Here is a 21,477-nt window from a genome sequence, read left to right on the forward strand (position 1 = left end):
GCCGCTCCACCGTACTCCGTGCCGCGAAAACGACAAGGCCCCCGGGAAGATCCCGGGGGCCTTGTGCGATGTGCGGATTACACGGCTCTACACATCAAAGTACAGAGCAACTTCGTACGGGTGAGGACGGATGTTGATCGGCTCGATCTCGTTCTCGCGCTTGAACGCGATCCAGGTCTCGATCAGATCGGAGGTGAAAACGCCACCCTCGGTGAGGTATTCGTGATCCTTCTCGAGGTTGTCGATCACGGTGGCCAGGTTGGTCGGGGCCTGCGGAATGTTGGCGGCCTCCTCCGGAGGCAGCTCGTACAGGTCCTTGTCGACGGGCGCCAGCGGCTCGATCTTGTTCTTGATGCCGTCGATGCCTGCCATCAGCATGGCCGCGAACGCCAGGTACGGGTTACCCGAGCTGTCCGGGCAACGGAACTCGAGGCGCTTGGCCTTCGGGTTGTTGCCGGTGATCGGGATACGCACGCACGCTGAGCGGTTGCGCTGGCTGTAGACCAGGTTGATCGGGGCCTCGTAGCCCGGCACCAGCCGCTTGTAGGAGTTCACCGTCGGGTTCGTGAACGCGAGCAGCGACGGGGCGTGGTGCAGGATGCCGCCGATGTAGTGACGGGCCACGTCCGAGAGCCCGGCGTATCCGGCCTCATCGTGGAACAGCGGCTTGCCGTCCTTCCACAGGGACATGTGGGCGTGCATACCCGATCCGTTGTCACCGAACAGGGGCTTGGGCATGAAGGTGACGGTCTTGCCGTTGGCCCACGCGGTGTTCTTGATGATGTATTTGAACAACAGCACGTCGTCGGCCGCGGCCAGCAGCGTGTTGAACTTGTAGTTGATCTCGGCCTGCCCACCGGTGCCCACCTCGTGGTGACCGCGCTCCAGGGTGAATCCGGCGTTGATCAGGTTGGTGGTCATCTCGTCACGCAGGTCGACGAAGTGGTCGTACGGGGCGACGGGGAAGTAGCCACCCTTGGGGCGCACCTTGTAGCCGCGGTTCGGGCTGCCGTCCTCCTCGTAGGGCTCGCCGGTGTTCCACCAGCCAGCCTCGGAGTCGATCTCGTAGAAGGTGCCGTTGATCTTCGAGTCGAAGCTGACCGAGTCGAAGATGTAGAACTCTGCCTCGGCGCCGAAGTAACAGGTGTCGGCGATGCCGGTGCTGGTCAGGTACTGCTCCGCCTTGCGGGCCACGTTGCGCGGGTCACGCGAGTAAGCCTCGCGGGTGAACGGGTCGTGGACGAAGAAGTTGACGTTCAGCGTCTTGGCGGCGCGGAACGGGTCGATCTTGGCCGTCGAGATATCGGGGAGCAGCAGCATGTCGGACTCGTGGATCGACTGGAATCCGCGCACGGAGGATCCGTCGAAGCCAAGGCCGTCTTCGAAGACGCTGGCATCGAAAGCAGATGCAGGGATGGAGAAGTGCTGCACGACGCCCGGCAGGTCACAGAACCTGACGTCCACGTACTCGACCTTCTCGTCGGCAATGAACTTGAATACCTCGTCGGGGCTACTGAACGCCATGCTTCTCCTTAATTGCCTCTTGTTCCACTGATCCATGAACGCGCGAATGAACCTATGGAGCCGGTGTTGCCTGCCGGTCAACCATATGTTGCGCGGATGTTACGCGTAACCACAGTTCGGTTGGCATTTACGCTGTGAGTATGGCGCGAGACCTGGGTTCATGGTTGTCGGGGCTTGGTTCGGTGCAGGGCGCGGGCAACTCTCGGTACCCGGGAGAGCAGCTCGGTCTGCCCGCGACCGGGCCCGGATCGGCGGCACCGATGGCGCGGCGGCTACTGGCGCTGCTGCTCGATTGGCTGATCGCCGGTGGCCTGGCGCTGCTGTTCGTCAAGGGAAATCTGTTGTCGCCCACGCTTTCCTCGGCCCAGCTGCTGACCTGGATCGCGATCGGAACGGTCGCGGTGCGGCTGTGGCGGTTCACTCCTGGCCAATACCTGGCGGGCTTGCAGGTCGCGCCCGCCGACGGGACCAACTCGGTGGGCATCGGCCGCGCGTTCATCCGGAATCTGCTGATCGCCCTCATCGTGCCGCCGCTCATCACCGACGTTGACGGCCGTGGTCTGCACGACCGGGTGACCCGCACCGTCGTGATTCGTTCCCGCTAGATGATCCTGCTCGCCGTCTGCATGGCGGTGTTCATGCTGCTGCTCGACATGACGATCGTGTCGAGCGCACTCGCCGACCTGCAGCTGTCCCTGGGGGCTGACCTCGCCGATCTGCAATGGGTCATCGACGCCTATGCGCTGCCGATGGCAGGGCTGCTGCTCACGGCCGCCACTCTCGGTGATCGTCTGGGCCGCCGACGGCTCTACCTGCTGGGCATCGTGCTGTTCACCGCGGCCTCGCTGGGCTGTGCGCTCGCGACCAGTGCGCCCATGCTGATCGGGGTGCGGGCCCTGCAGGGCATCGGCGGAGCGATCCTGCTGGCGGTATCGCTGCCGATCATCGCCGCGGCGTATCCGCAGGAGCGCCGCGGTGCCCCCATCGCGATCTACGGCGCGGTGATGGGTGCGGGCAGCGCCGCCGGTCCACTGCTGGGCGGATTTCTCGTCACACACTTCGGATGGCAGTCGATCTTCCTGGTCAACCTTCCGGTCGGGGTGCTCGCGCTGGTGATCGCGGTGCGGCACCTGCCCGAGACCCGGGCCGACGAGCTGCGGCCGGTCGACTGGGTAGGCACCGTGCTGCTCACCGTCGGGCTGGTTACCGGCGTCTTCTCGGTGATCTCTCTGCACGACGGCGGAATTGGGGGCCGCATGTCCGGTGCGCTGGCCATTGTCGCGGTACTGGCCCTCGTGCTGTTCTTCTGGTGGGAGGGGCGCGCCCCCGCGCCCATGCTGAGCCTGCGACTGGCCACCTCACCCGGTTTCGCCGGGGTCTGGGTTGCCGCCGCCGCGGCCTCCGGCACGCTGATCGCGGCCACCAACTATCTGGCGTTGTACTTCATGAACACATTGGGTTACAACGCATTTGAGACAGGTCTGCGGGCCGGGCCACTCACCCTCGCCACCATCGTGGGAGCCCCGTTGGGGATCCTGGCGGGTAGGCGACTGCCCACCAGGATTGCCATCCCGGGCGGCGTGGCGCTGGTGGCCGTCGGATTGTGGGCTGCGTCGGGCGCTCACGCCGATACGGTCTGGACCCATTTCATCTTCGGCTCGGCATTGGCCGGGTTGGGGCTGGGAGCGCTCTCGGCGATGACATCCGATGCCGCACTGCAGTTCGTGCCATTGGATGACGCCGGGATGGCGACCGGGTCGGTGAGCACGGGCCGCCAGATCGGCATCCTCTTGGGCGTGGCAGGCATGGGCGTGGCATTCGGGCATGCCGCGGCCGGTAAGGCCGATGCGCGGGCCGCGGGCGCCGCGGGCATCGACAGCGTGCTGTTGCTGGGGGCGGCCGGGGCGGCCTGCGCCGCGTTCATTTCGCTGATTCTGCTCACTGTCGCTACGATGAATCGCTCGCACGATCCGGCCACCGGGGAGTCGCTAGCTATCTAGCCATCGGTGATCGCGCCTGCCTGCACGGATGCCCACAGGGATTTGTGCATAGCGGTCGTACGCCGTAGACAGAGGGAGTAGCTTTCGATCATGGAGAGCGCGGCGGTTCTCATCGCGGCGCCCGGTGTCGGTTCCGATCGGGGGACGGACGCGAACCCGCGGCCGCGGTACAGCATTGTCTTGTCGTCAGATCCGGCTGAAGTTGAAGCCGCGCAACGACTTCGGTATCAGGCGTTCGCCGACGAAATGGGGGCGCCACTGCCGCACGCTGTTCGTGGGCCCATCACAGGCGAGATGATCGACCTGGACAAGCTGGATCCCTATTGCGATCACCTACTGGCTCGCGACGAGGACACCGGCGCCATCATCGGCTGTTGTCGGCTACTGCCGCCCGAGGGGTATCAGGCAGCGGGGGAGACGTTCACCGACTCCATGTTCGATGCCTCGGCACTCGACCCGCTGCGGCCCAAACTGGTTGAGATCGGCCGGGTTACTGTCGCGCCCGAACACCGCAACGGCGCGGTGATGGGGATCCTGTGGGCCGGGATCTTCCGGTACCAGCAGATGACCGAGCATCAATACGCGATCGGCTGCCTGTCCGTGCGGATGGAGGACGGCGGGCCGCGTGGATCGTTGGTGCGCTCGGTGCATGACTTCGCACAGCGGTTTGCCGCCCCCGACGAATACCGTGTCGTGCCCAGAAACCCCGTCGTTGTGGACGGCGTGCCCCTGGAGGAGATCCCGCCTCAGGAGAAGGCGAAGATCCCGCCGCTGCTGCACGGATGCCTGCGCATCGGCGGACGTATCTGTGGACCGCCGTCCTTCGACCCGGAGTTCGACATGGCGGACTTCTTGGTACTGGTCACCAAGGACACTGCGCGGCAACGCTATCTGGAGCGTCTGGAGCGGTCCCTTGCTCTCGGATAGCCATAGTTCTCACGATGTGCTCGGGATCGGATTCGGGCCATCGAACCTGGCGCTGGCAATAGCGCTCTCCGAACATCCGCACCGGGCATCGGCCAAGTTCGTTGATGCCCAATCGCAATTCGGATGGCATCGCGGCATGCTGATCCCGGGCGCGCGGATGCAGGTCGCCTTCCTCAAAGACCTGGTGACCTTACGAAATCCCAAGAGTCACTACACCTTTGTCAACTACCTGACAGAGCGTGGGCGACTGCCGGACTTCATCAACCAACAGAGTTTCTTCCCGACCCGGGAGGAATTCCACGACTACCTGGATTGGGCGCAGCAGGCGCTCGGGGCCGATGTCGTCTATTCCTCGCGGATGGTCGGAGTTCGCGCCGCCGCCGACGGGTTCGAGGTGCGGCTGCAGGACACGTCGGGATTGTCGCCGGACCGTCTGACGCATGCGCGGGCTCTTGTCCTCGGCTGCGGAACGTTCCCGGCGATGCCGTCCGGTATCAATCCCACCGCGCGGCAATGGCATAGCAGCGAGCTGTTGCACCGGCTCGGTACGTGGGACGGTGCTCCGGCCCGCGTCGCGGTGGTGGGCGCCGGGCAGAGCGCGGCCGAGGCGGTGGCGTATCTGCACAGCCGCTACCCCGATGCCCAGGTGCACGCGATCTTTGCGCGCTACGGATACAGCCCGGCAGATGACAGCCCCTACGCGAACAGGATTTTCGATCCGGCCGCGGTGGACGACTTCTATGGTGCGCCCCCCGAGATCCGTCGCCAGCTGGTCGACTATCACCGCGACACCAACTACGCGGCAGTCGACTCTCCGCTGATCGCCGATCTCTACGACCGCGAGTATCGGGAACGGGTCAGCGGGCAGCGGCGCCTGTGGATGCACAACGCCTCGAAGATCGTTGCCGTGGACGAGGCGCCCGAACGGGTACGCCTGGCCGTGACACATCAGCCGAGCTCCTCGACCGAGCTGCTCGACTGCGATTTGGTGGTGTACGCCACCGGGTACCGGCCGTTGGATGTGCGGGCATTCCTGGGACCGCTGGCTTCGTGTTACGAATTCGACGCCGATGGCCGGCCGGTGGTCGAACGCGACTACCGGCTACGGGCGCGGGCAGGTGCCCCGGGAGACGTCTACCTCAACGGATCGGTGGAGCACAGTCACGGGCTGTCGTCCTCGTTGCTCTCCAATGTCGCGGTGCGGGCTGGCGAGATTGTGGATTCGCTGGTCGCCGAGGCGGAGACCCGTGACGCGGTGGCGTCCTTCAAGACCGGGTAGACGAAGCGCTCGATCATCTCTGCCTCCAGCGCCGGGTCTGCTGCGGGCCAGAACAGAAATGCCATCACTACGCGCGAAATCCATTGCGCGGCAGTGTCGTCAGCGAGCCCGGTAAACATTGATGCCGAACGTGGAATTTCGGAGGTCGGGCTCAGATAGGAGCCGAGCGAGGCCGGCGACATCGTCGCCACCATTGCGCTGACAATCGGATCGTTGCGGATAGCGGTCAACGAGGCGGTGATGGCGGTGACCGCACGCCGCTGGGCGTCCGCGGACTCGACCGCCCGCTGTATGTCGGTGGTGACATTTGCGATGTTCCGGGCCAGCACGGCGTCGACAATCGCAGGCTTGCCTCCGATGTGCCGATACAGCGTCGCGCGTGAGCACCCCGCCTCGCGGGCCACCGCATCCAGATTCAGCCGGTCCAGCCCGTGCCGCGCGATCTGCCGAGCCGCGACCGACACGATGCGGTCGGCGGCCGCGGCATGGCGGTCGCCGGGGTGCAGCCAGTCGGAGTGAGGTGACATCAGTTCCTCAATCTATCTCAAGATGAGACATAACTACCTAGAGTTCTCAGTGTTTCTGCTGGTAGCGCAGCCGCCGTGAGACGCCACAGATCATGCCTCTGAACGGATGTTTCTCAGTTTCCCGAATGCCTTGACGTGCGGTTTTCCGGTCTGTCAGCCTCATGAGTGATGAGCACCGTGGAATTGTTCGACCCGCAGATCCTGGAGGATCCCTATCCGTTCTACCGGCGGCTGCGTGAGACGGCACCGGTGTGGCCCGCAGGGGATTCCGGCTTCTACTTCGTCTCCCGCTGGGATCTTGTGGTGGAGGCCACCGAGCGCACCGAGGACTTCTCCTCCAACCTCACTGCCGCGCTGATGAAGTCTCAGGACTGCGAGACGGGACTGACGGTCGCGGCGATGGGACCGCCTGCCGATCCCACCCACGTCCTGGCCACCGGTGACGATCCGGTCCATCATGCGCATCGCAAACTGGTGCTCCCGACATTGGTCGCCAAGCGCATCACCGCACTGGAACCGGTGATGGCCGAGACGGGAGCCCAATTGTGGGAACGCGGATGCGACGGTCAGGGCATCGACTGGATGGCCGCGATGGGCGATGCGCTGCCGATGACCATGGTGGCCCGGCTTATCGGGCTGCCCGATGAGGACGTGCCGCAACTGGTGCAGTGGGGATACTCCAGCACCGAGATGCTCGGCGGGCTCAACACCGCCGAGCGGCAGACTCAGGTCGTCACCGACACCATGTACCTCGTCCTCTACCTGCGTGAGCATCTGGAGAAGGAGCTGGCTGCCCCAGGCGAGGACCTGCTCGGATACCTGGCACAGGCATGCAATCGGGCAGACATCTCGCTGGACATCGGTGTGATGATCCTGGTGCAGTTGGTCGGCGCCGGCGGCGAATCCACCGCCGGACTGATGGGCAACGCGGTGCGCATTCTCGGAGAGAATTCCGAACTGCAGCAGCGCATCCGGGACGACCGTGCCCTGCTGCCCACGTTCCTGGAAGAGGTGCTGCGGTTGGAGTCGCCGTTTCGCGGACATCACCGGCACGTGGTGGCGGACACCTCGCTCGGCGGGGTCCAGCTGCCCGCGGGCAGCCACCTCACCCTGCTCTGGGGTGCGGCCAACCGCGATCCGGAGATCTTCGAAAACCCCGACGAGCTGCGCCTCGACCGGCCCAGCCCGCGCAGTCACATCACTTTCGGCAAGGGCCTGCACTTCTGCGTCGGGGCGGCACTGGCGCGCCTGGAGGCGCGTACCGCGATCAATCTACTGCTCGACCAGACGCGTGAATTCACGATCAAACCCGGTGGTGCGCAGTGGGTTCCGAGCATCATGGTGCGGCGGCACCAGAAACTGGAGCTGGAGCTCAGCCTGGGATCTAACGCCGCCTGATGGTGCGCTGCATTCCGCCGCGCGACTTCGCCTGACCAGGCATCGGCCCCTTCGGCATGGCCGCGGCGCGTGAGCCCAGCGCCGAGAGCCGTGACTCCAGGGAGTCCATCTGCTTGGCGGTGATGTTGGCGGGAAGCTTGGTGAGGTGGCGCTCCAGTTTGGACAGCGGCACCTGGCCATCCTCGTTGCCGACGATCACGTCGTAGATCGGCGTATCGCCGACGACACGTGCGGTGCGCTTCTTTTCCTGCGCCAGGAGTGGGCCCAGCCGTCCGGGAGCACCTTCGGCGACGAAGATGATGCCGGGCCGGCCGATGACGCGGTGCACGACATCGAGCTGTGTGGTTCCGGCGACCCCGGTGGTGACCCGCCATTTACCGCGCATGTTGTCCAGCGCCCAGCCTGCGGCGCCCTTCTGGCCCTCGGCCTTGGTGAAGACCGATTTCTGCACGCGCCGGCCGAAGATGATGAACGCGACCAGCACGCCGAGCACCACGCCCAGGATCGGGAACATGAACACGCTGATGCCGCCCGAGAAGTATCCGGCGACCGCGAATGCGGCGACGATCAGTACGAACGCGCCGATCATATACGGCAGAAGCCGCTTGTCTTCCTTGCGCTGAATCTGAAAGGCCTGCCACATCTGGGCGCGGCGCGCCTTCGATTCGACCTTGCGACGCGCCTTTGCCTCGGCCTTGGCGGCCTTGGCTTCGGCGGGACTCAGTGATTTAGGCATGGCTAGAGAATATCGCCCGGCGGCAACGTGCCTGTCATCCGATGAGGTTGATGGCCTCTTGCCGGGCCGAACCCGCCTCCGCCAGGTGCTCCAGCTCGGCGGGCAGGGGCCGTCCATGGTGGGCCATCGCCTGTGCGTACAACCGACCGGCCCGGTACGAGGAACGCACAAGCGGCCCGGCCATCACACCCGCGAAGCCCAGACCCTCTGCGAACTCGGAAAGCTCCACGAATTCCTGCGGTTTGACCCAGCGATCAACCGGATGGTGGCGCGGTGAGGGCCGCAGATACTGGGTGATGGTGATGATGTCGCAGCCCGCTTCGTGCAGCGCGACCAGAGCTTCCCGGATCTCGTCGTTGGTTTCACCCATCCCGAGAATCAGGTTGCTCTTGGTCACCAGCTCCGCTTCGCGGGCGGCGGTGATCACCGACAGGCTTCGCTCATAGCTGAATGCGGGCCGGATGCGGCGGAACACCCGCGGCACTGTCTCCAGGTTGTGCGCCAGCACCTCGGGGCAGGATGCGAACACCTCTTCCAGCTGCTCCGGGACGGCGTTGAAGTCCGGGATGAGCAGCTCGACACCCGTGGCCGGGTTGAGTTGCTTGATGTACCGCACGGTTTCGGCGTATAGCCAGGCGCCACCGTCGGGCAGGTCGTCACGGGCCACGCCGGTGACCGTCGAGTACCGCAGACCCATGGTGTGCACGCTCTCGGCCACCCGGCGTGGCTCGTCGCGGTCCAGGTCGGCGGGCTTGCCGGTGTCGATCTGGCAGAAATCGCAGCGGCGGGTGCACTGCTCTCCACCGATGAGGAAGGTGGCCTCGCGGTCCTCCCAGCATTCGAAGATGTTGGGGCATCCGGCTTCCTCGCACACGGTGTGCAGCCCACCCGAGCGCACCAGCGACTTGAGTTCCTTGTATTCGGGGCCCATCTTGGCGCGGGTGCGAATCCAGTCGGGCTTGCGCTCGATGGGGGTTTGGGCGTTGCGAACTTCCAGTCGCAGCAGCTTGCGGGGTTCGGTCATGCGCCCACCGCTCCTGCGCTGCTCCCGCCCGCCGCCCCGACGGCCAGGCGGCCCTCGAGTGCGTCGATCACCGAGGAAACGACCTGGTCGTGCACCTCGTCGATGGTGACATCCCGGCCCAGTTCGGCGGACAGGGTGGTCACACCGGCGTCAGTGATGCCGCAGGCCACGATCGGCAGGTAGGCGTCCAGGCTGTTATTGCAGTTCAACGAGAACCCGTGCATGGTGACCCCGCGCTGCACACGGACCCCGATCGCGGCGATCTTGCGCTCCGGCTTCCCGCCGCCCGCGGCCAGCCACACACCAGAGCGGCCGTCGACACGTTTGGTCCGTACACCCAGCTGTGCGCATACCGCGATGATCGATTCTTCAAGACGCCGAACGTAGTTCACGACGTCGATAGGCTCGGCCAATCGCACGATCGGGTAGCCAACCAGCTGGCCGGGTCCATGCCAGGTGATCTTGCCGCCGCGATCGGTGTCGATGACGGGTGCGCCGTTGATCGGCCGTTCCTGCGCTTCGGTGCGCCGACCCGCGGTGTACACCGCCGGATGCTGCAAGGTCAGCAGCGTGTCAGGTCCTCCGGCCACGCGGGCCTCGACGATGTCACGCTGCAGCTCCCAGGCCGCCTCATAGTCGATCATGCCCAGGTCCCGTACGACGACGGGATCTGCGCTGGATCGGATGGATCCATGAGAGCGGTGCACGGGTTCCATTATCTCACTTCATCGGTCGGCTGTTGTTGGCGTAGGCGAGCGCCTCGCCGATGGTGTGGTGCTCGAACTCGAATCCGTGCTGTTCCAGGACCGCCGGGATGACGCGCATGCTGCGTGTCATTTCGGCGTCGGCGAACTCGCCGAGGACGGCCCGGAGCGCGAACTGCGGCGCTACCAGCAGGGTCGGGCGATGCAGAGTCCGGCCGAGGGCCGCGGTGAACTCGGCGTTGGTCACCGGTGCCGGGCCGGTGAGATTGACCGGTCCCGAGAGCGTCGATTCGGTCAGTGTGAACTCAAGGGCCCGGATCTGGTCCTCAAGGCTGATCCACGGCATGTACCAGCGTCCGTTGCCCAGCCGTGCTCCCAGGCCCGCGGCGAAAAGCGGGCGTGATCTGCCGAAGAGCCCTCCGGCGGGGGAGAGCACCAGGCCGGTGCGCACGATCACCACCCTGGTTCCGGCCTGCACGGCCTCCTCGGTGGCGGCTTCCCAGTCGATGCACACGCGGGCGAGGAAACCGGTACCGCTGGATGCGGTTTCGTCGATGACGCGGTCGCCGCTGTCGCCGTAGTAGCCGACTGCGGAGGCGTTGATCAACACCGGCGCGCCGGCATCGGCGACGGCACCGGCCAGCACCTCCGTGGGGATGATGCGGCTGTCGTAGATCTCCTGCTTGTAGGCGCCCGACCAGCGCTTGTCGGCGACACCGACACCGCACATGTTGACGACGGCATCGGCACCCTCGAGAGCGCCGGGCTCTATCTGCCCGCTCGCCGGATCCCAGCGCTGCTCGTCAGGGCCCATCGGGTCGCGGCGAACCAGCCGGACCACGGTGTGGTCTGCGGCACGCAGCGACGCGACGAGCGCCGACCCGATCATCCCCGAGGAGCCGGCGATGACGACACGCATGGGTTACAGACCCAGGTCCGCCTCGAAAGCCCCCTCTTCCAGGCGATGTTTGATGGTGGTGAGGAACCGCCCCGCGTCGGCTCCGTCGATCAAGCGGTGATCGTAGGTCAGCGGCAGGTAGCACACCGACCGGATACCGATCGATTCGTTACCCGCTTCGTCACGGATCACCCTGGGACGCTTCACGATTGCACCAGTGCCGAGCATGGCGGCCTGCGGCGGCACCAGGATCGGGGTGTCGAACAACGCGCCTTGGCTGCCGATGTTGGTGATGGTGAAGGTGCCACCGGCGAGTTCGTCGGGCTTGAGGTTCCCCGAGCGCGCGCGGGCGGCGATATCGGCGATGGCCCGGGCCAGCCCGGCCAGCGACAGATCACCGGCGTTGTGGATCACAGGAGACAGCAGACCTTGATCGGTGTCTACCGCGATGCCCAGATGCTCGGCATCGAAGTAGGTGATCTCCTTGCTGTCCTCGTTGTAGCTCGCGTTGACGTTCGGGTGCGACTTGAGCGCCTCCACCGCGGCCTTGGCGAAGAAAGGCAGGAACGTCAGGTTGACGCCTTCACGCTCGGCGAAGGTCGCCTTGGCACGAGCCCGCAGCGCCGCGATCTTGGTGACGTCGACCTCGTGGGTCTGGGTCAACTGCGCGGTCTGCTGTAGCGATTCGCGTGTCTTCTTGGCGGTGAGCTGACGAATCCGGTTGGCCTTCTGCGTGGTTCCGCGCAGATGGGCCAGCGCAGCAGGAGCCGCCGGAGCCGATGGCGCCGCAGCCGCGGGAGCTGCCGCTGCTGCGGGTGCGGGGGCCTTGGCGGCCTCAGCGGCAGCCAGGACGTCCTGCTTGCGAATGCGTCCACCCACACCGCTGCCGGTCAGCGCGGACAGATCCACGTTGTTCTCGGCGGCGAGCTTGCGGACCAGCGGGGTGACGTACGGGTTATCGCCCGCGTCGGTGGCAGCAGGTGCCGGTGCCGCCGGGGCTGCAGGTGCGGGAGGAGTGGCCGGTGCGGGTGCGGCAGGCGCTGGTGTTGGCGCTGCGGGCGCCGTCGGTGCTGCTGGGGCCGGTGCGGGCGCCGAGGGCGCGGGTGGAGCGGCGGCGGGCTCGGGGGTGGGTGCAGGCGCAGGTGCCGCGGCAGGAGCCGCGCCTGCCGCACCGATGACGCCGAGTTCGCCACCGACGGCGACGGTGTCGTCTTCGTTGGCCGAGATACTCAGCAGCACACCGGCGACCGGTGACGGAATCTCGGTGTCGACCTTGTCGGTCGACACCTCGACGAGCGGCTCATCCACGCCGACCTCGTCGCCGACCTTCTTGAGCCAGCGGGTCACGGTGCCCTCGGTGACCGACTCGCCGAGCTCGGGCATCTTGACCGAGGTGCCCTGGCCAGCCGGAGCCTCCGCAGCGGCGGCGGGAGCGGCCGGTTCCGCTGCGGGAGCAGGTGCGGGTTCGGGCTCAGGTTCGGGAGTGGGGGCAGGTTCGGGAGCCGGCGCGGCGGCCTCGGGGGCGGGCGCGGACTCCGCGGGCGTGGCCTCGCCAGCCTCGCTGATCACGCCCAGCTCGCCGCCGATCTCGACGGTGTCGTCCTCGCGGGCAACGATCTTGGTCAGCACACCCGAAGTGGGAGCGGGGATCTCGGTGTCCACCTTGTCGGTGGACACCTCAAGCAGCGGCTCGTCGACTTGGACCGTGTCGCCCTCTTGTTTGAGCCACCGTGTCACCGTCCCTTCGGTCACGCTCTCACCGAGGGCGGGCATCTGGACGGAGAAGGCCATGGTTTCCACTCCTGAAAAGGTTCCGATAGCGGCTCACACAACGTGGACATATCTGGCTTACCACAGCGACGTGGACAGCGGGTCAATCCTGTCACTGACTGGAACGGCGCGCCTGCCCGGGTCCAAGATCGGAGGGTGAGCGAGCGCACGGTCGTCTGCGTCATCAAGCCCGGCAGTCGCAAGGGGCCCGCCGTCGAGGTTGCCGACGATGGCGCCCTCACCCTGTTCGTGCGGGAGCCGGCTATCGACGGCAAAGCCAACAAGGCTGCGCTCGCTTTGCTTGCCGAGCACTTGGGCGTGCCGAAGTCGGCGGTGCGGCTCGTTGCCGGTCAGACCAGCAGACTGAAGCGATTCAGTGTGGGTTGACCGGTGAGATTACAGCCTGTTCTCAGAATTAGCTGGCACCATGGTCCAATGGCATGGATCGACGCCTTCCGAAGCAAGCGCGAGGGGCAGACCAAACAGGGCAACAACGACGACCTGCGCTACCTGGCGAATTGGGCCGCGGCGCGCACGGGCGTGGAGGCCTATGTCGAGCCGCAGACCAACTTCTCGGACGTCACCGTGATTCTCATCGCAGGTGACGGCGAGTGGACCCGCCGACGCGTCGGCGGGGTGGCGGGCGCGCGCCGAATCTCGGAGCGACTCAAGATCCCGGTGTACGACGTGCACCGCACGGGATACCCGCAACGCAAGCGTGATTACGACGCCCGGCAGAAAATCCTGAAGCGACGGGCAGCCGAGGAAGGCGCCTAGCCGACGTCAGCCGTTGGTGGCGATGTCCTCCAGCACCCCGAAGATGGTTCGCACCGGCACGCCGGTCCCGCCCTTGGCCGTGTAACCCCACGGTCCGCCGGTGTTGAACGCCGGGCCGGCAACGTCGATATGTGCCCACTGCACACCGTCGGCCACGAACTCGCGCAGGTACAGACCGGCCGCCAACATGCCGCCGTTGCGGTGGTTGGTGACGTTCGCCAGGTCGGCAACCCTGGATTTGAGATCGTCGCGCAGTTCCTCGGGCAGCGGCATGGCCCAACCGTTTTCGCCTACGGACTGCGAGATCGTCGACACCCGGTCGCGGAACTCGTCGGTGCCCATCACGCCAGGAGTGCGGGTGCCCAGGGCCACCACCTGTGCACCGGTCAGCGTCGCGGTGTCGATCAGATAGTCGGGCTCATCCTGGCAGGCCCGCACGATCGCGTCGGCGAGGATGAGGCGACCCTCCGCATCGGTGTTGATTACCTCGACGGTGGTGCCGTCCAGGTGGGTCAGCACGTCGCCGGGGCGCTGTGCCGTCGAGGACGGCATGTTCTCGGCCATGGGCACGGTCGCGATGACGTCGATGGGCAGCTGCTGGCGGGCGGCCAGCAAGGTCACCGCGATAACCGCTGCCGCTCCACCCATATCGGAGGTCATGTTCTCCATGCCGCCTGCGGGCTTGATCGAGATGCCACCGGTGTCGAAGGTGATGCCCTTGCCCACGAGCGCGACCTTCTTGGCCTTTTTGCCCTTGGCGCCCGGGTAGGTCAGCCGCACCAGCCGCGGTGGGCGCGAGGAGCCCTTGCCGACTCCGATGATGCCGCCGTAGCCGGCCTTGGCCAGTTCCTTCTCGTCGAGCACCTCGACCTCGATGCCCTCGGTCGTCGCCAGAGTTTTTGCCCGCTTGGCGAATTCGGCCGGGAACAGATGACTGGGCGGGGTGTTCACAAAGTCACGCGCGATGATCACAGCAGCCGCGATGGCGGCGCCGCGCTCCATGGCGTCTTTCTGCGCGCGGCCCTTGTCGGCGACGAGCAACGTAACCTTCTGCAGTCCAACGTCCTTCGGTGCGGTCTTGGCGCTGCGGAACTCCGCGAACCGGTATCCGCCAAGTGCCAGGCCCTGCACGGTGGCATCGACATCGCTCGCGGACAGCGTGGTCACCAGGGTTTCGACGTTGTCGAGCGAGCGGGCGGCCACGCCCGCGGCACGCCGAATCGTCTCGGCGCTGGGATCCCCCTTACCCAGGCCGACCGCCAGCACACTGGACACCGGCAGACCGTCCACGACCACCCGGGTGAGTTGCTCGCTCGAGCCGGTCGCGCCCACGGCCTTGAGGGCGGCCTCGATAGCCTTGACTGCCTTGCTGTCCAGCAGCTGCGCATCGACCACCTTGGGGCCCTTATCGGATTCTTTCTCCCCTGGGCGCACCCCCACCAGCAGCACCGCGGCGGAGACCCCGCGCTGCGGAATGGACGTGGCCAGGGTGAACGAAGGTGCCGTGTATGCGCTCATGAGATCACAGCCTAGTGAAAGCCGGTGATGCGCCAATTAGGGTGAACGCCATGACGGATCTCTTGCTCGGCCCTCTTCACGATCGGCACGCCGCACAAGGTGCCACCTTCGCCGAATTCGGCGGCTGGAATATGCCGGTGTCCTATGCCGGCACCGTGGGTGAGCACACCGCCACCCGGGAGGCCGTCGGACTGTTCGACGTGAGCCACCTCGGCAAGGCGCTGGTGCGTGGGCCGGGTGCCGCGGCATTCGTCAACGCGTCTTTCACCAACGATCTCAACAAGATTGGGCCGGGCAAGGCGCAGTACACCCTGTGTTGCACCCCGACCGGCGGTGTCGTCGACGACCTCATCACCTACTACGTCTCCGATGACGAGATCTTCCTGGTGCCCAACGCCGCCAACACCGCAGCGGTGGTGGCCGCTCTGCAGGAGAAGGCGCCCGAGGGAATCACCATCACCAACCAGCACCGCGACTACGCGGTGCTGGCCGTGCAGGGACCCAAGTCGGCCGACGTGCTGCTGCGGCTCGGACTGCCGACCGATATGGAATACATGGCGTACGCCGACGCGACGCTCGACGGTCAGCCGGTGCGGGTGTGCCGGACCGGCTACACCGGCGAACACGGCTACGAACTGCTGCCGTCCTGGGATTCCGCCGGCGCCGTGTTCGACGCACTGCTGCCGGTGATCACCGAGGCAGGCGGCCAGCTGGCTGGTCTGGGCGCGCGCGACACGCTGCGCACCGAGATGGGCTATCCGCTGCACGGTCACGAGCTGTCCCTCGACATCAGTCCGGTGCAGGCGCGGGCAGGATGGGCCGTCGGATGGAAGAAGGACGCGTTCTGGGGGCGTGAGGCCCTCGCCCAGGAGAAGGCGGAAGGTCCGCGCCGCACCCTGCGTGGCCTGCGGGCCACCGGCCGCGGCGTGTTGCGACCCGATCTCACGGTGCTCTCGGGCGGCCAGCCGGTAGGGGTGACCACTTCGGGCACCTTCTCGCCGACTCTCAAGACCGGTATTGCATTGGCCCTGCTGGACAGCGCCGCCCAGATCGCTGACGGGGCCACCGTCGCCGTCGACGTGCGGGGCCGGGAGATCGAATGCGAGGTCGTCAAGCCGCCGTTCGTGGACGTCAACGTCGGATAATGGGTTCGGATTTGGCGACATTGGACAGCTAGACTGCCGAGCATGAATCCGCTTCCCGAGTTCACCCGGCAACTCAACCCGTCACCGGCCAGCCCGGCGCGTCGGGCTGAGGTACTGGCCGCGCCGGGCTTTGGGAAGTACTTCACCGACCACATGGTGTCCATCGATTGGAACGCCGAAAATGGTTGGCACAACGCGCAAGTGGTGCCCTACGGCCCCATCACACTCGACCCGTCGGCCATCGTGCTGCACTACGCGCAGGAGGTCTTCGAGGGGCTCAAGGCCTACCGGCAACCCGACGGGACCATCGCGGCGTTCCGGCCCGAAGCTAACGCCGAACGAATGATCCAGTCCTGCCGCCGCATCGCCATCCCCGAGCTGCCGCAAGAGCTGTTCATCGAGTCGCTGCGTCAGCTGATCGCCGTCGACTCCGACTGGGTGCCGCCGGGCGGCGGCGAGGAATCGCTGTATCTGCGGCCGTTCATCATTGCCACCGAGGCCGGTCTCGGGGTGCGGCCCGCCGCCGAGTACCGGTACCTGCTCATCGCCTCACCCGCTGGCGCGTACTTCTCCCAGGGCATCAAGCCGGTCAGTGTCTGGCTCTCGCACGAATACGTGCGCGCCGCACCAGGCGGGATCGGCGCGGCCAAGACGGGTGGGAACTACGCCGCCTCGCTGGTCGCCCAGGCGCAGGCCGCCGAAGAGGGCTGCGATCAGGTGGTCTGGCTCGATGCCATCGAGCGCCGGTACATCGAAGAAATGGGTGGCATGAACCTGTTCTTCGTGTTCGGCCGCGACGGTGAGGCCCGCTTGGTTACTCCCGAACTATCCGGATCACTGCTGCCCGGTGTGACGCGGAAGTCCTTGTTGCAGCTGGCCTCCGATGCCGGATTCGCCATCGAGGAACGCAAGATCGACGTCGACGAGCTGGAGAAGAAGGCGGCCTCGGGAGAGATCACCGAGGTGTTCGCCTGCGGCACAGCCGCGGTCATCACGCCGGTTGGCCGCGTCAAGCACTCCAGCGGTGAATTCACCATTGGCGAAGGGCAACCCGGCGAGGTGACCATGGCGCTGCGCGACACGCTGACCGGAATCCAGCGCGGCACCTTCGCCGATACGCACGGCTGGATCACCAAGCTCGGCTAGGACGCCTGTGCGCGTACGGGGCGGCGATAGGTCACCGTGTCGAATTCGCGTCCATACTCATCGACGGCCGTGACATCCATCTCGCTGACGAATGTCCCCGGCCGCACGTCGACGCGGATGAATGCGTAGTTGCGATACCGCACGCGCGACCAGGTGACCGCCTCGGCGTGCTTACTGCCGTCGGGCGCCCAGACGTAGCTGTTGGGAACCAAAGTGTCGGTGAGCTCGCGGCCCCGGTATCCCTCCGGCTCGCCCGGCTGAAAGTCATAGCGGGGCCGGCCCGCAGAACCCACCGTGTAGTACACGGTGCCATCCGATTCCGGGTCTACGGTGGACCGATCGCCGGCCTCTCGGGTCGGACGTCCCGCGCGAATCGGATCCGTGCGCTCGAAGACGTGGTTGTGTCCCTGCAGCACCAGATCCACCTGATAGCGGTCGAACAGCGCGCACCACGCGTCGCGCACGCCACCGTCGCTGGCATGCGACAGCGTCGTCGAGTACGCGCAGTGGTGGAAGAAGCACACGATGAAGTCGATATTCGGATTTGCCCGATATGCCGCTAAAGTTCTTCCCACCCAACCGGTTTGGGCGCCGCCCGAGTAGCCTGTGTTCGCCCTGATCTCGTAGGACACGTCATTGGCGTCCAGGGACAGGACGGCGACATTGCCGTAGGTGAACGAGTACGCGGACGGGCACCCCGCGGGGCCGTTGCCGGGGAATCCGAGACGGGCCAGATGGCCGCCGTAGCCGTGATTTCCGTACGCGGCTTCCATGTCGTGATTGCCGGTGGCGAACATCCATGGTGTTGTCGAGGCGCTGGGCTCGATGGAGGTCAGGTAGACGTCCCAGACGAACGGATTGTATTTGTCGAACCCGGCCGCGGCCTTGCCGCCGGAAGATACGAACTCGGGCTTCTTTCCCATTCCGGATGGGTCCGCATAGGCGATGTCCCCGGCCAGGATATGAAAATCAGGTCGGCACGCCACGATCTGGTTCATGACGTTCTGTGTGTGCGGCGTGGCCGGGTCGTTGTCGGCGCTGTAGTAGCTGTCGTCGTATTCACCGGGGGCCAGATTTGGTGGGAGCGAGGGGGTCTCGTCGGTGCCCTGATCGCCCATCATGGTGAACCGGAAGGGGGCGAACGCGTTTCGTGCGGACGGAAGGGCCGTCGAGGCGGAACGGATATCGCTCGAGAATCCGTCGGTGGTGCGCCAGCGGTAGAAGTGCTCAGTGCCCCCGCCGAGTCCATGGACGGGAGCGTGCACGTAGAACTGTTCGGCTCCCAGCGCCCCGTGATCGCTTGAGGGAATCTGTGTCACGAGATTGCGGACCTCGGCTTCGAGGGAGGCGCCGAGTTCGGGGGTAGGCCCATGGTCGAGAAAGATCTTGGTGCCGTGCGGATTTCTGGACAGCTGCCCGGAAAAGCTGAGCTGGCTGGACGAATCTGCGCCGTACCCCACCCGCCTGCCGGCCACACCCAGTGGTGCGTCATCGGCATACGCCCGCCGCCCAAACGGTGATACGCCCAGCGCGGCGACCGCGGCAGCGGCGGCCGATCCCCGCAGGAAGTTGCGACGCGAGACCGGATGGCGACGCAGATATCCGCGATGCCATTCGTACTGTTCGGCCATGGACATCGAGCGGGCGATCGGCTCGGGAATCCCCATATCCGGTGTCTCACCGGCGGGGGTCACAGGATTGCGCGGCATAAGTTCGAATAGTGGCCTACGGCACCAGGTAACGCGACCGCACAGGCCGGGGTGATCGCGAACTCTTGATGAATCTTTCGTCGCCGCCTCACGAGGCCGCGAATCCGAGTGCTGCCAGCGTGGTGGTCACCTCGATGCTCGCTCCTAACACGTCTCCGGTGATGCCACCGAACCTGCGCACGCAGTGGCGCACCAGCAGCACTCCGGCGCCCAGTGCGATCACCACCGCAACCGGCCCTTGCCATGGCCGCCAGGGCTGCGCGAGAAAGCCGACGGCCATCGCCGCGAGCACCCAGATCCCGGCCAGCCACAAAGGCTGCGACCCGGCCACCCGGGCACCGAAGCCGCTGTGTGCGGCACCTGGCACGCCGCGCCGACACGCCACCACCGCGCTGACGCGCCCCACCGCGATCGCCAGCGCGATGGCCAGCCACTCCTGCCGGGAGGCCAGCATTCCGAACGACAATGTCTGTGCCAGAAGGATGATGATCACCGCAGCAACCCCGAACGGTCCGGCCGAACCATCGCGCATCACGGTGAGTGCGCGCTCCGGTGGTCCGTAGCAGCCGAGCCCATCCGCGGTGTCGGACAGGCCGTCGATATGCATGCCGCGGGTCGCCAGCACCACCACCGTTGCGGCGGCAAGCCCCGCGATGGGCGCGATGTAGGCCGATGTCGCCAGGTAGGCGGTTGCCGCTGCGAGCGCACCGAGTGCGGCGCCCACCACGGGCAGCGCCGTCAGCACCGGGCCCGAGAGGGTGCCGGCGAGCCGTGCGGGAACCGGTGTCACGGTGGAGAATTCGAAGGCTCCGCCGATGGGCCGCAGCAGCCGCAGCAGCCGGTTCACGCGCCCGGCCCGTCGATTCGGGCCTCATTGAAGGTCGCCATCTGTGCCAGTGTGCCCGCGGCGGCCTGCAACACCGGTAGTGCGACGAGCGCCCCGGAGCCCTCACCCAAGCGCATCTGCAGATCCAGCACGGGATCCAGCCGGAGGCGTTGGAGGGCAAGCGAATGCGCCGGCTCGGTGGAGCGATGCCCGGCGAGCCACCACTGGCGTGCGCCCGGAGCCAGCTGCTCGGCCACCAGTGCGGCTGCGGTCACCACCAGCCCGTCGAGCAGCACAGGGGTGCGCCGCACCGCCGCGTGCGCCACGAAACCGGTGATTGCCGCCAGATCGGCGCCACCTGCCCGGGCGAGCAGCGCCACCGGGTCGGCACGCACATCTTTGGTGCGGCGCAACGCATCGCGTACCGCGGCGGTCTTGCGTGCCCACCCTGCGTCGTCGACTCCGGTGCCACGGCCCACCACCGCCACCGGTTCGCTTCCGGTGAGCGCCGCCACCAGCACGGTCGCGGGAGTGGTGTTGCCGATGCCCATATCGCCCGCGATGAGCAGATCGGCTCCGGAGTCGATCTCGGCGTCGGCCAGGGCGATACCGGCAGCCAGCGCGGCATGAGCCTGCTCCTCGGTGAGAGCGTCCTCGACGGCGATATTGCCGCTGGGACGGCCCACGGCGATGTCGGCGACGCGCACACTGGCCCCCGCTAGCGCGGCGAGCACGTTGACGGCCGCGCCGCCCGCTTCGATGTTGCGCACCATCTGTGCGGTCACCGACGGGGGATAGGCGGACACTCCGGCGGCAGCCACACCGTGATCACCGGCGAAGACGATCACCCGAGGATGTTGGAATGTCTCAGGGGGGCAACGATTTTGGCAGGCCGCTACCCAAACCGAGAGCTCTTCCAGACGTCCCAGTGCGCCGTCCGGTTTGGTGAGCTGCCGTTGCCGGTCACGTGCGGCGGCGGCGATATCCGGGTTGGGTGCCGAGACCGGGGCGAAACGCGGTGCCTCGCCGCCGCTCACTCGGCCGCTCCCTTGATGGCCAGTGGCTGACCGGCCACCACCAAGAGGACCCGTTGACAGTGCTGTGCCACGGCCTGATTCAGGGCGCCGAGCTGATCGGCGAACAGCCGTCCAGATGCGGTGCCGGGCACAATGGTCAATCCGACCTCTGGGCTCACGATCACCAACTCGCTGCCATACGAGCTGATCGCATCGACCAACTCATCGATATCGGAGGCCACAACCTCACCGCCACGGTCCCATGCCGCGCGGGCATCCATCCTCGCGGTCAGCCACCCCCCGAGATCGTCGACGAGCGTCGGCACCGCGTCGGGCGCGCGCAGTTCCTCGGCGATACGGGTTGTCTCGGCCGTCGACCAGCCGTCGGGACGCCGAGACCGGTGTGCGGCAACCCTTTGCGTCCATGCCTCGTCCTCGCGGACAGATGTTCCGGTCGCCAGGTATCGCACGGGGCCCGAGGCGGGCAGCAGAGACTCGGCGAAACGTGATTTTCCCGAACGTATTCCACCGAGCACCAGCGTGGTAGCCACCT

The 21,477-nt window shown here is 66.4% G+C and carries 21 protein-coding genes; 9 read left to right on the top strand and 12 right to left on the bottom strand.

All coding sequences use genetic code 11. The features are described from left to right. Nucleotides 1-87: 87 nt before the first annotated feature. Nucleotides 88-1,524: a type I glutamate--ammonia ligase gene (glnA, locus tag HBA99_RS09705; protein WP_030095429.1), complete on the bottom strand. Its 1,437-nt coding sequence runs from the start codon at nt 1,522-1,524 to the stop codon at nt 88-90. A gap of 140 nt (nt 1,525-1,664) precedes the next feature. On the opposite strand from glnA, the gene HBA99_RS09710 reads away from it, so the two are divergent. The 4 genes from HBA99_RS09710 (at nt 1,665) to HBA99_RS09725 (ending at nt 5,730) form a co-directional block, all read left to right on the top strand. Beyond that, nucleotides 1,665-2,129, top strand: coding sequence for an RDD family protein (locus tag HBA99_RS09710; RefSeq protein WP_030095430.1), 465 nt, complete (start codon nt 1,665-1,667; stop codon nt 2,127-2,129). Beyond that, nucleotides 2,130-3,524, top strand: a complete 1,395-nt coding sequence (locus HBA99_RS09715; RefSeq protein WP_070951118.1) for an MFS transporter — start codon at nt 2,130-2,132, stop codon at nt 3,522-3,524. 90 nt (nt 3,525-3,614) lie between these two features. Next, the gene (locus HBA99_RS09720) at nt 3,615-4,451 is read left to right on the top strand and encodes a GNAT family N-acetyltransferase (RefSeq protein WP_030095432.1); all 837 of its coding nucleotides are present in this window, start codon (nt 3,615-3,617) and stop codon (nt 4,449-4,451) included. A 16-nt stretch (nt 4,452-4,467) separates the two neighbouring features. Beyond that, nucleotides 4,468-5,730, top strand: coding sequence for a lysine N(6)-hydroxylase/L-ornithine N(5)-oxygenase family protein (locus HBA99_RS09725; RefSeq protein WP_057966262.1), 1,263 nt, complete (start codon nt 4,468-4,470; stop codon nt 5,728-5,730). On the opposite strand, the gene HBA99_RS09730 is transcribed toward HBA99_RS09725, so the two are convergent. Beyond that, nucleotides 5,613-6,257, bottom strand: coding sequence for a TetR/AcrR family transcriptional regulator (locus HBA99_RS09730; RefSeq protein ID WP_081343178.1), 645 nt, complete (start codon nt 6,255-6,257; stop codon nt 5,613-5,615). The two genes, HBA99_RS09725 and HBA99_RS09730, sit on opposite strands and share 118 nt — an antisense overlap. A 168-nt stretch (nt 6,258-6,425) precedes the next feature. Here HBA99_RS09730 and HBA99_RS09735 point away from each other — a divergent pair, with 168 nt between their 5' ends. Continuing rightward, nucleotides 6,426-7,655 carry a cytochrome P450 gene (locus HBA99_RS09735; RefSeq protein WP_070951117.1) on the top strand — a complete coding sequence of 410 codons (1,230 nt, stop codon included), beginning with the start codon at nt 6,426-6,428 and terminating at the stop codon, nt 7,653-7,655. Here the strand turns inward: HBA99_RS09735 and HBA99_RS09740 are convergent. Genes HBA99_RS09740 through sucB form a run of 5 tightly spaced genes read right to left on the bottom strand, consistent with a single transcriptional unit; the run spans nt 7,642 to nt 12,808 of the window. After that, the gene (locus HBA99_RS09740) at nt 7,642-8,391 is read right to left on the bottom strand and encodes a DUF4191 domain-containing protein (RefSeq protein ID WP_030095436.1); all 750 of its coding nucleotides are present in this window, start codon (nt 8,389-8,391) and stop codon (nt 7,642-7,644) included. The two genes, HBA99_RS09735 and HBA99_RS09740, sit on opposite strands and share 14 nt — an antisense overlap. 34 nt (nt 8,392-8,425) lie before the next feature. Further along, on the bottom strand, nt 8,426-9,415 hold the full coding sequence (gene lipA / locus HBA99_RS09745; protein WP_070951116.1) for a lipoyl synthase: 990 nt from the start codon (nt 9,413-9,415) through the stop codon (nt 8,426-8,428). Further along, complete coding sequence (lipB, locus tag HBA99_RS09750; RefSeq protein ID WP_070924538.1) at nt 9,412-10,131, bottom strand: lipoyl(octanoyl) transferase LipB; 720 nt, start codon at nt 10,129-10,131, stop codon at nt 9,412-9,414. The genes lipA and lipB overlap by 4 nt, the downstream gene beginning before the upstream one ends. A gap of 4 nt (nt 10,132-10,135) precedes the next feature. Continuing rightward, complete coding sequence (locus HBA99_RS09755; protein WP_070951115.1) at nt 10,136-11,038, bottom strand: TIGR01777 family oxidoreductase; 903 nt, start codon at nt 11,036-11,038, stop codon at nt 10,136-10,138. 3 nt (nt 11,039-11,041) lie between these two features. Beyond that, on the bottom strand, nt 11,042-12,808 hold the full coding sequence (sucB, locus tag HBA99_RS09760; RefSeq protein WP_070952255.1) for a 2-oxoglutarate dehydrogenase, E2 component, dihydrolipoamide succinyltransferase: 1,767 nt from the start codon (nt 12,806-12,808) through the stop codon (nt 11,042-11,044). Between the two features lie 135 nt (nt 12,809-12,943). Here sucB and HBA99_RS09765 point away from each other — a divergent pair, with 135 nt between their 5' ends. Continuing rightward, nucleotides 12,944-13,174, top strand: coding sequence for a DUF167 domain-containing protein (locus tag HBA99_RS09765; protein ID WP_057966265.1), 231 nt, complete (start codon nt 12,944-12,946; stop codon nt 13,172-13,174). A gap of 48 nt (nt 13,175-13,222) precedes the next feature. Further along, nucleotides 13,223-13,564 (top strand): hypothetical protein, encoded by a 342-nt coding sequence (locus tag HBA99_RS09770; RefSeq protein ID WP_057969163.1) that lies wholly within the window; start codon nt 13,223-13,225, stop codon nt 13,562-13,564. A gap of 6 nt (nt 13,565-13,570) precedes the next feature. Here the strand turns inward: HBA99_RS09770 and HBA99_RS09775 are convergent, their stop codons facing one another. Then, nucleotides 13,571-15,082 (bottom strand): leucyl aminopeptidase, encoded by a 1,512-nt coding sequence (locus tag HBA99_RS09775; protein ID WP_070951114.1) that lies wholly within the window; start codon nt 15,080-15,082, stop codon nt 13,571-13,573. 50 nt (nt 15,083-15,132) lie between these two features. On the opposite strand from HBA99_RS09775, the gene gcvT reads away from it, so the two are divergent. Together gcvT and HBA99_RS09785 are read left to right on the top strand one after the other, a co-directional pair. After that, a complete protein-coding gene (gcvT, locus tag HBA99_RS09780) occupies nt 15,133-16,227 on the top strand; it encodes a glycine cleavage system aminomethyltransferase GcvT (protein WP_030095444.1) in 1,095 nt (364 codons plus the stop codon). 42 nt (nt 16,228-16,269) lie between these two features. Next, on the top strand, nt 16,270-17,373 hold the full coding sequence (locus HBA99_RS09785) for a branched-chain amino acid aminotransferase (RefSeq protein ID WP_070924535.1): 1,104 nt from the start codon (nt 16,270-16,272) through the stop codon (nt 17,371-17,373). Here the strand turns inward: HBA99_RS09785 and HBA99_RS09790 are convergent. From HBA99_RS09790 to HBA99_RS09805, 4 genes are all read right to left on the bottom strand, one after another. After that, nucleotides 17,370-19,082 (bottom strand): metallophosphoesterase, encoded by a 1,713-nt coding sequence (locus HBA99_RS09790; protein WP_070951113.1) that lies wholly within the window; start codon nt 19,080-19,082, stop codon nt 17,370-17,372. The two genes, HBA99_RS09785 and HBA99_RS09790, sit on opposite strands and share 4 nt — an antisense overlap. Before the next feature lie 88 nt (nt 19,083-19,170). Then, complete coding sequence (locus HBA99_RS09795; protein WP_057969160.1) at nt 19,171-19,929, bottom strand: adenosylcobinamide-GDP ribazoletransferase; 759 nt, start codon at nt 19,927-19,929, stop codon at nt 19,171-19,173. Next, nucleotides 19,926-20,945 carry a nicotinate-nucleotide--dimethylbenzimidazole phosphoribosyltransferase gene (cobT, locus tag HBA99_RS09800; protein ID WP_070951112.1) on the bottom strand — a complete coding sequence of 340 codons (1,020 nt, stop codon included), beginning with the start codon at nt 20,943-20,945 and terminating at the stop codon, nt 19,926-19,928. Before cobT ends, HBA99_RS09795 begins: the two co-directional genes overlap by 4 nt. Then, a complete protein-coding gene (locus tag HBA99_RS09805) occupies nt 20,942-21,475 on the bottom strand; it encodes a bifunctional adenosylcobinamide kinase/adenosylcobinamide-phosphate guanylyltransferase (RefSeq protein WP_070951111.1) in 534 nt (177 codons plus the stop codon). The genes cobT and HBA99_RS09805 overlap by 4 nt, the downstream gene beginning before the upstream one ends. Between the last annotated feature and the right edge of the window lie 2 nt (nt 21,476-21,477).

It is taken from the genome of Mycobacteroides chelonae (genome assembly GCF_016767715.1).
GTDB classification, from domain to species: domain Bacteria; phylum Actinomycetota; class Actinomycetes; order Mycobacteriales; family Mycobacteriaceae; genus Mycobacterium; species Mycobacterium gwanakae.

What these genes read in the sequence shown, in the direction of transcription:
- glnA (WP_030095429.1), bottom strand. Translation starts at nt 1,524, where the DNA reads ATGGCGTTCAGTAGCCCCGACGAGGTATTCAAGTTCATTGCCGACGAG.
- HBA99_RS09710 (WP_030095430.1), top strand. Translation starts at nt 1,665, where the DNA reads ATGGCGCGAGACCTGGGTTCATGGTTGTCGGGGCTTGGTTCGGTGCAG.
- HBA99_RS09715 (WP_070951118.1), top strand. Translation starts at nt 2,130, where the DNA reads ATGATCCTGCTCGCCGTCTGCATGGCGGTGTTCATGCTGCTGCTCGAC.
- HBA99_RS09720 (WP_030095432.1), top strand. Translation starts at nt 3,615, where the DNA reads ATGGAGAGCGCGGCGGTTCTCATCGCGGCGCCCGGTGTCGGTTCCGAT.
- HBA99_RS09730 (WP_081343178.1), bottom strand. Translation starts at nt 6,257, where the DNA reads ATGTCACCTCACTCCGACTGGCTGCACCCCGGCGACCGCCATGCCGCG.
- HBA99_RS09735 (WP_070951117.1), top strand. Translation starts at nt 6,426, where the DNA reads ATGAGCACCGTGGAATTGTTCGACCCGCAGATCCTGGAGGATCCCTAT.
- HBA99_RS09740 (WP_030095436.1), bottom strand. Translation starts at nt 8,391, where the DNA reads ATGCCTAAATCACTGAGTCCCGCCGAAGCCAAGGCCGCCAAGGCCGAG.
- lipA (WP_070951116.1), bottom strand. Translation starts at nt 9,415, where the DNA reads ATGACCGAACCCCGCAAGCTGCTGCGACTGGAAGTTCGCAACGCCCAA.
- lipB (WP_070924538.1), bottom strand. Translation starts at nt 10,131, where the DNA reads ATGGAACCCGTGCACCGCTCTCATGGATCCATCCGATCCAGCGCAGAT.
- HBA99_RS09755 (WP_070951115.1), bottom strand. Translation starts at nt 11,038, where the DNA reads ATGCGTGTCGTCATCGCCGGCTCCTCGGGGATGATCGGGTCGGCGCTC.
- sucB (WP_070952255.1), bottom strand. Translation starts at nt 12,808, where the DNA reads ATGGCCTTCTCCGTCCAGATGCCCGCCCTCGGTGAGAGCGTGACCGAA.
- HBA99_RS09770 (WP_057969163.1), top strand. Translation starts at nt 13,223, where the DNA reads ATGGCATGGATCGACGCCTTCCGAAGCAAGCGCGAGGGGCAGACCAAA.
- HBA99_RS09775 (WP_070951114.1), bottom strand. Translation starts at nt 15,082, where the DNA reads ATGAGCGCATACACGGCACCTTCGTTCACCCTGGCCACGTCCATTCCG.
- gcvT (WP_030095444.1), top strand. Translation starts at nt 15,133, where the DNA reads ATGACGGATCTCTTGCTCGGCCCTCTTCACGATCGGCACGCCGCACAA.
- HBA99_RS09785 (WP_070924535.1), top strand. Translation starts at nt 16,270, where the DNA reads ATGAATCCGCTTCCCGAGTTCACCCGGCAACTCAACCCGTCACCGGCC.
- HBA99_RS09790 (WP_070951113.1), bottom strand. Translation starts at nt 19,082, where the DNA reads ATGCCGCGCAATCCTGTGACCCCCGCCGGTGAGACACCGGATATGGGG.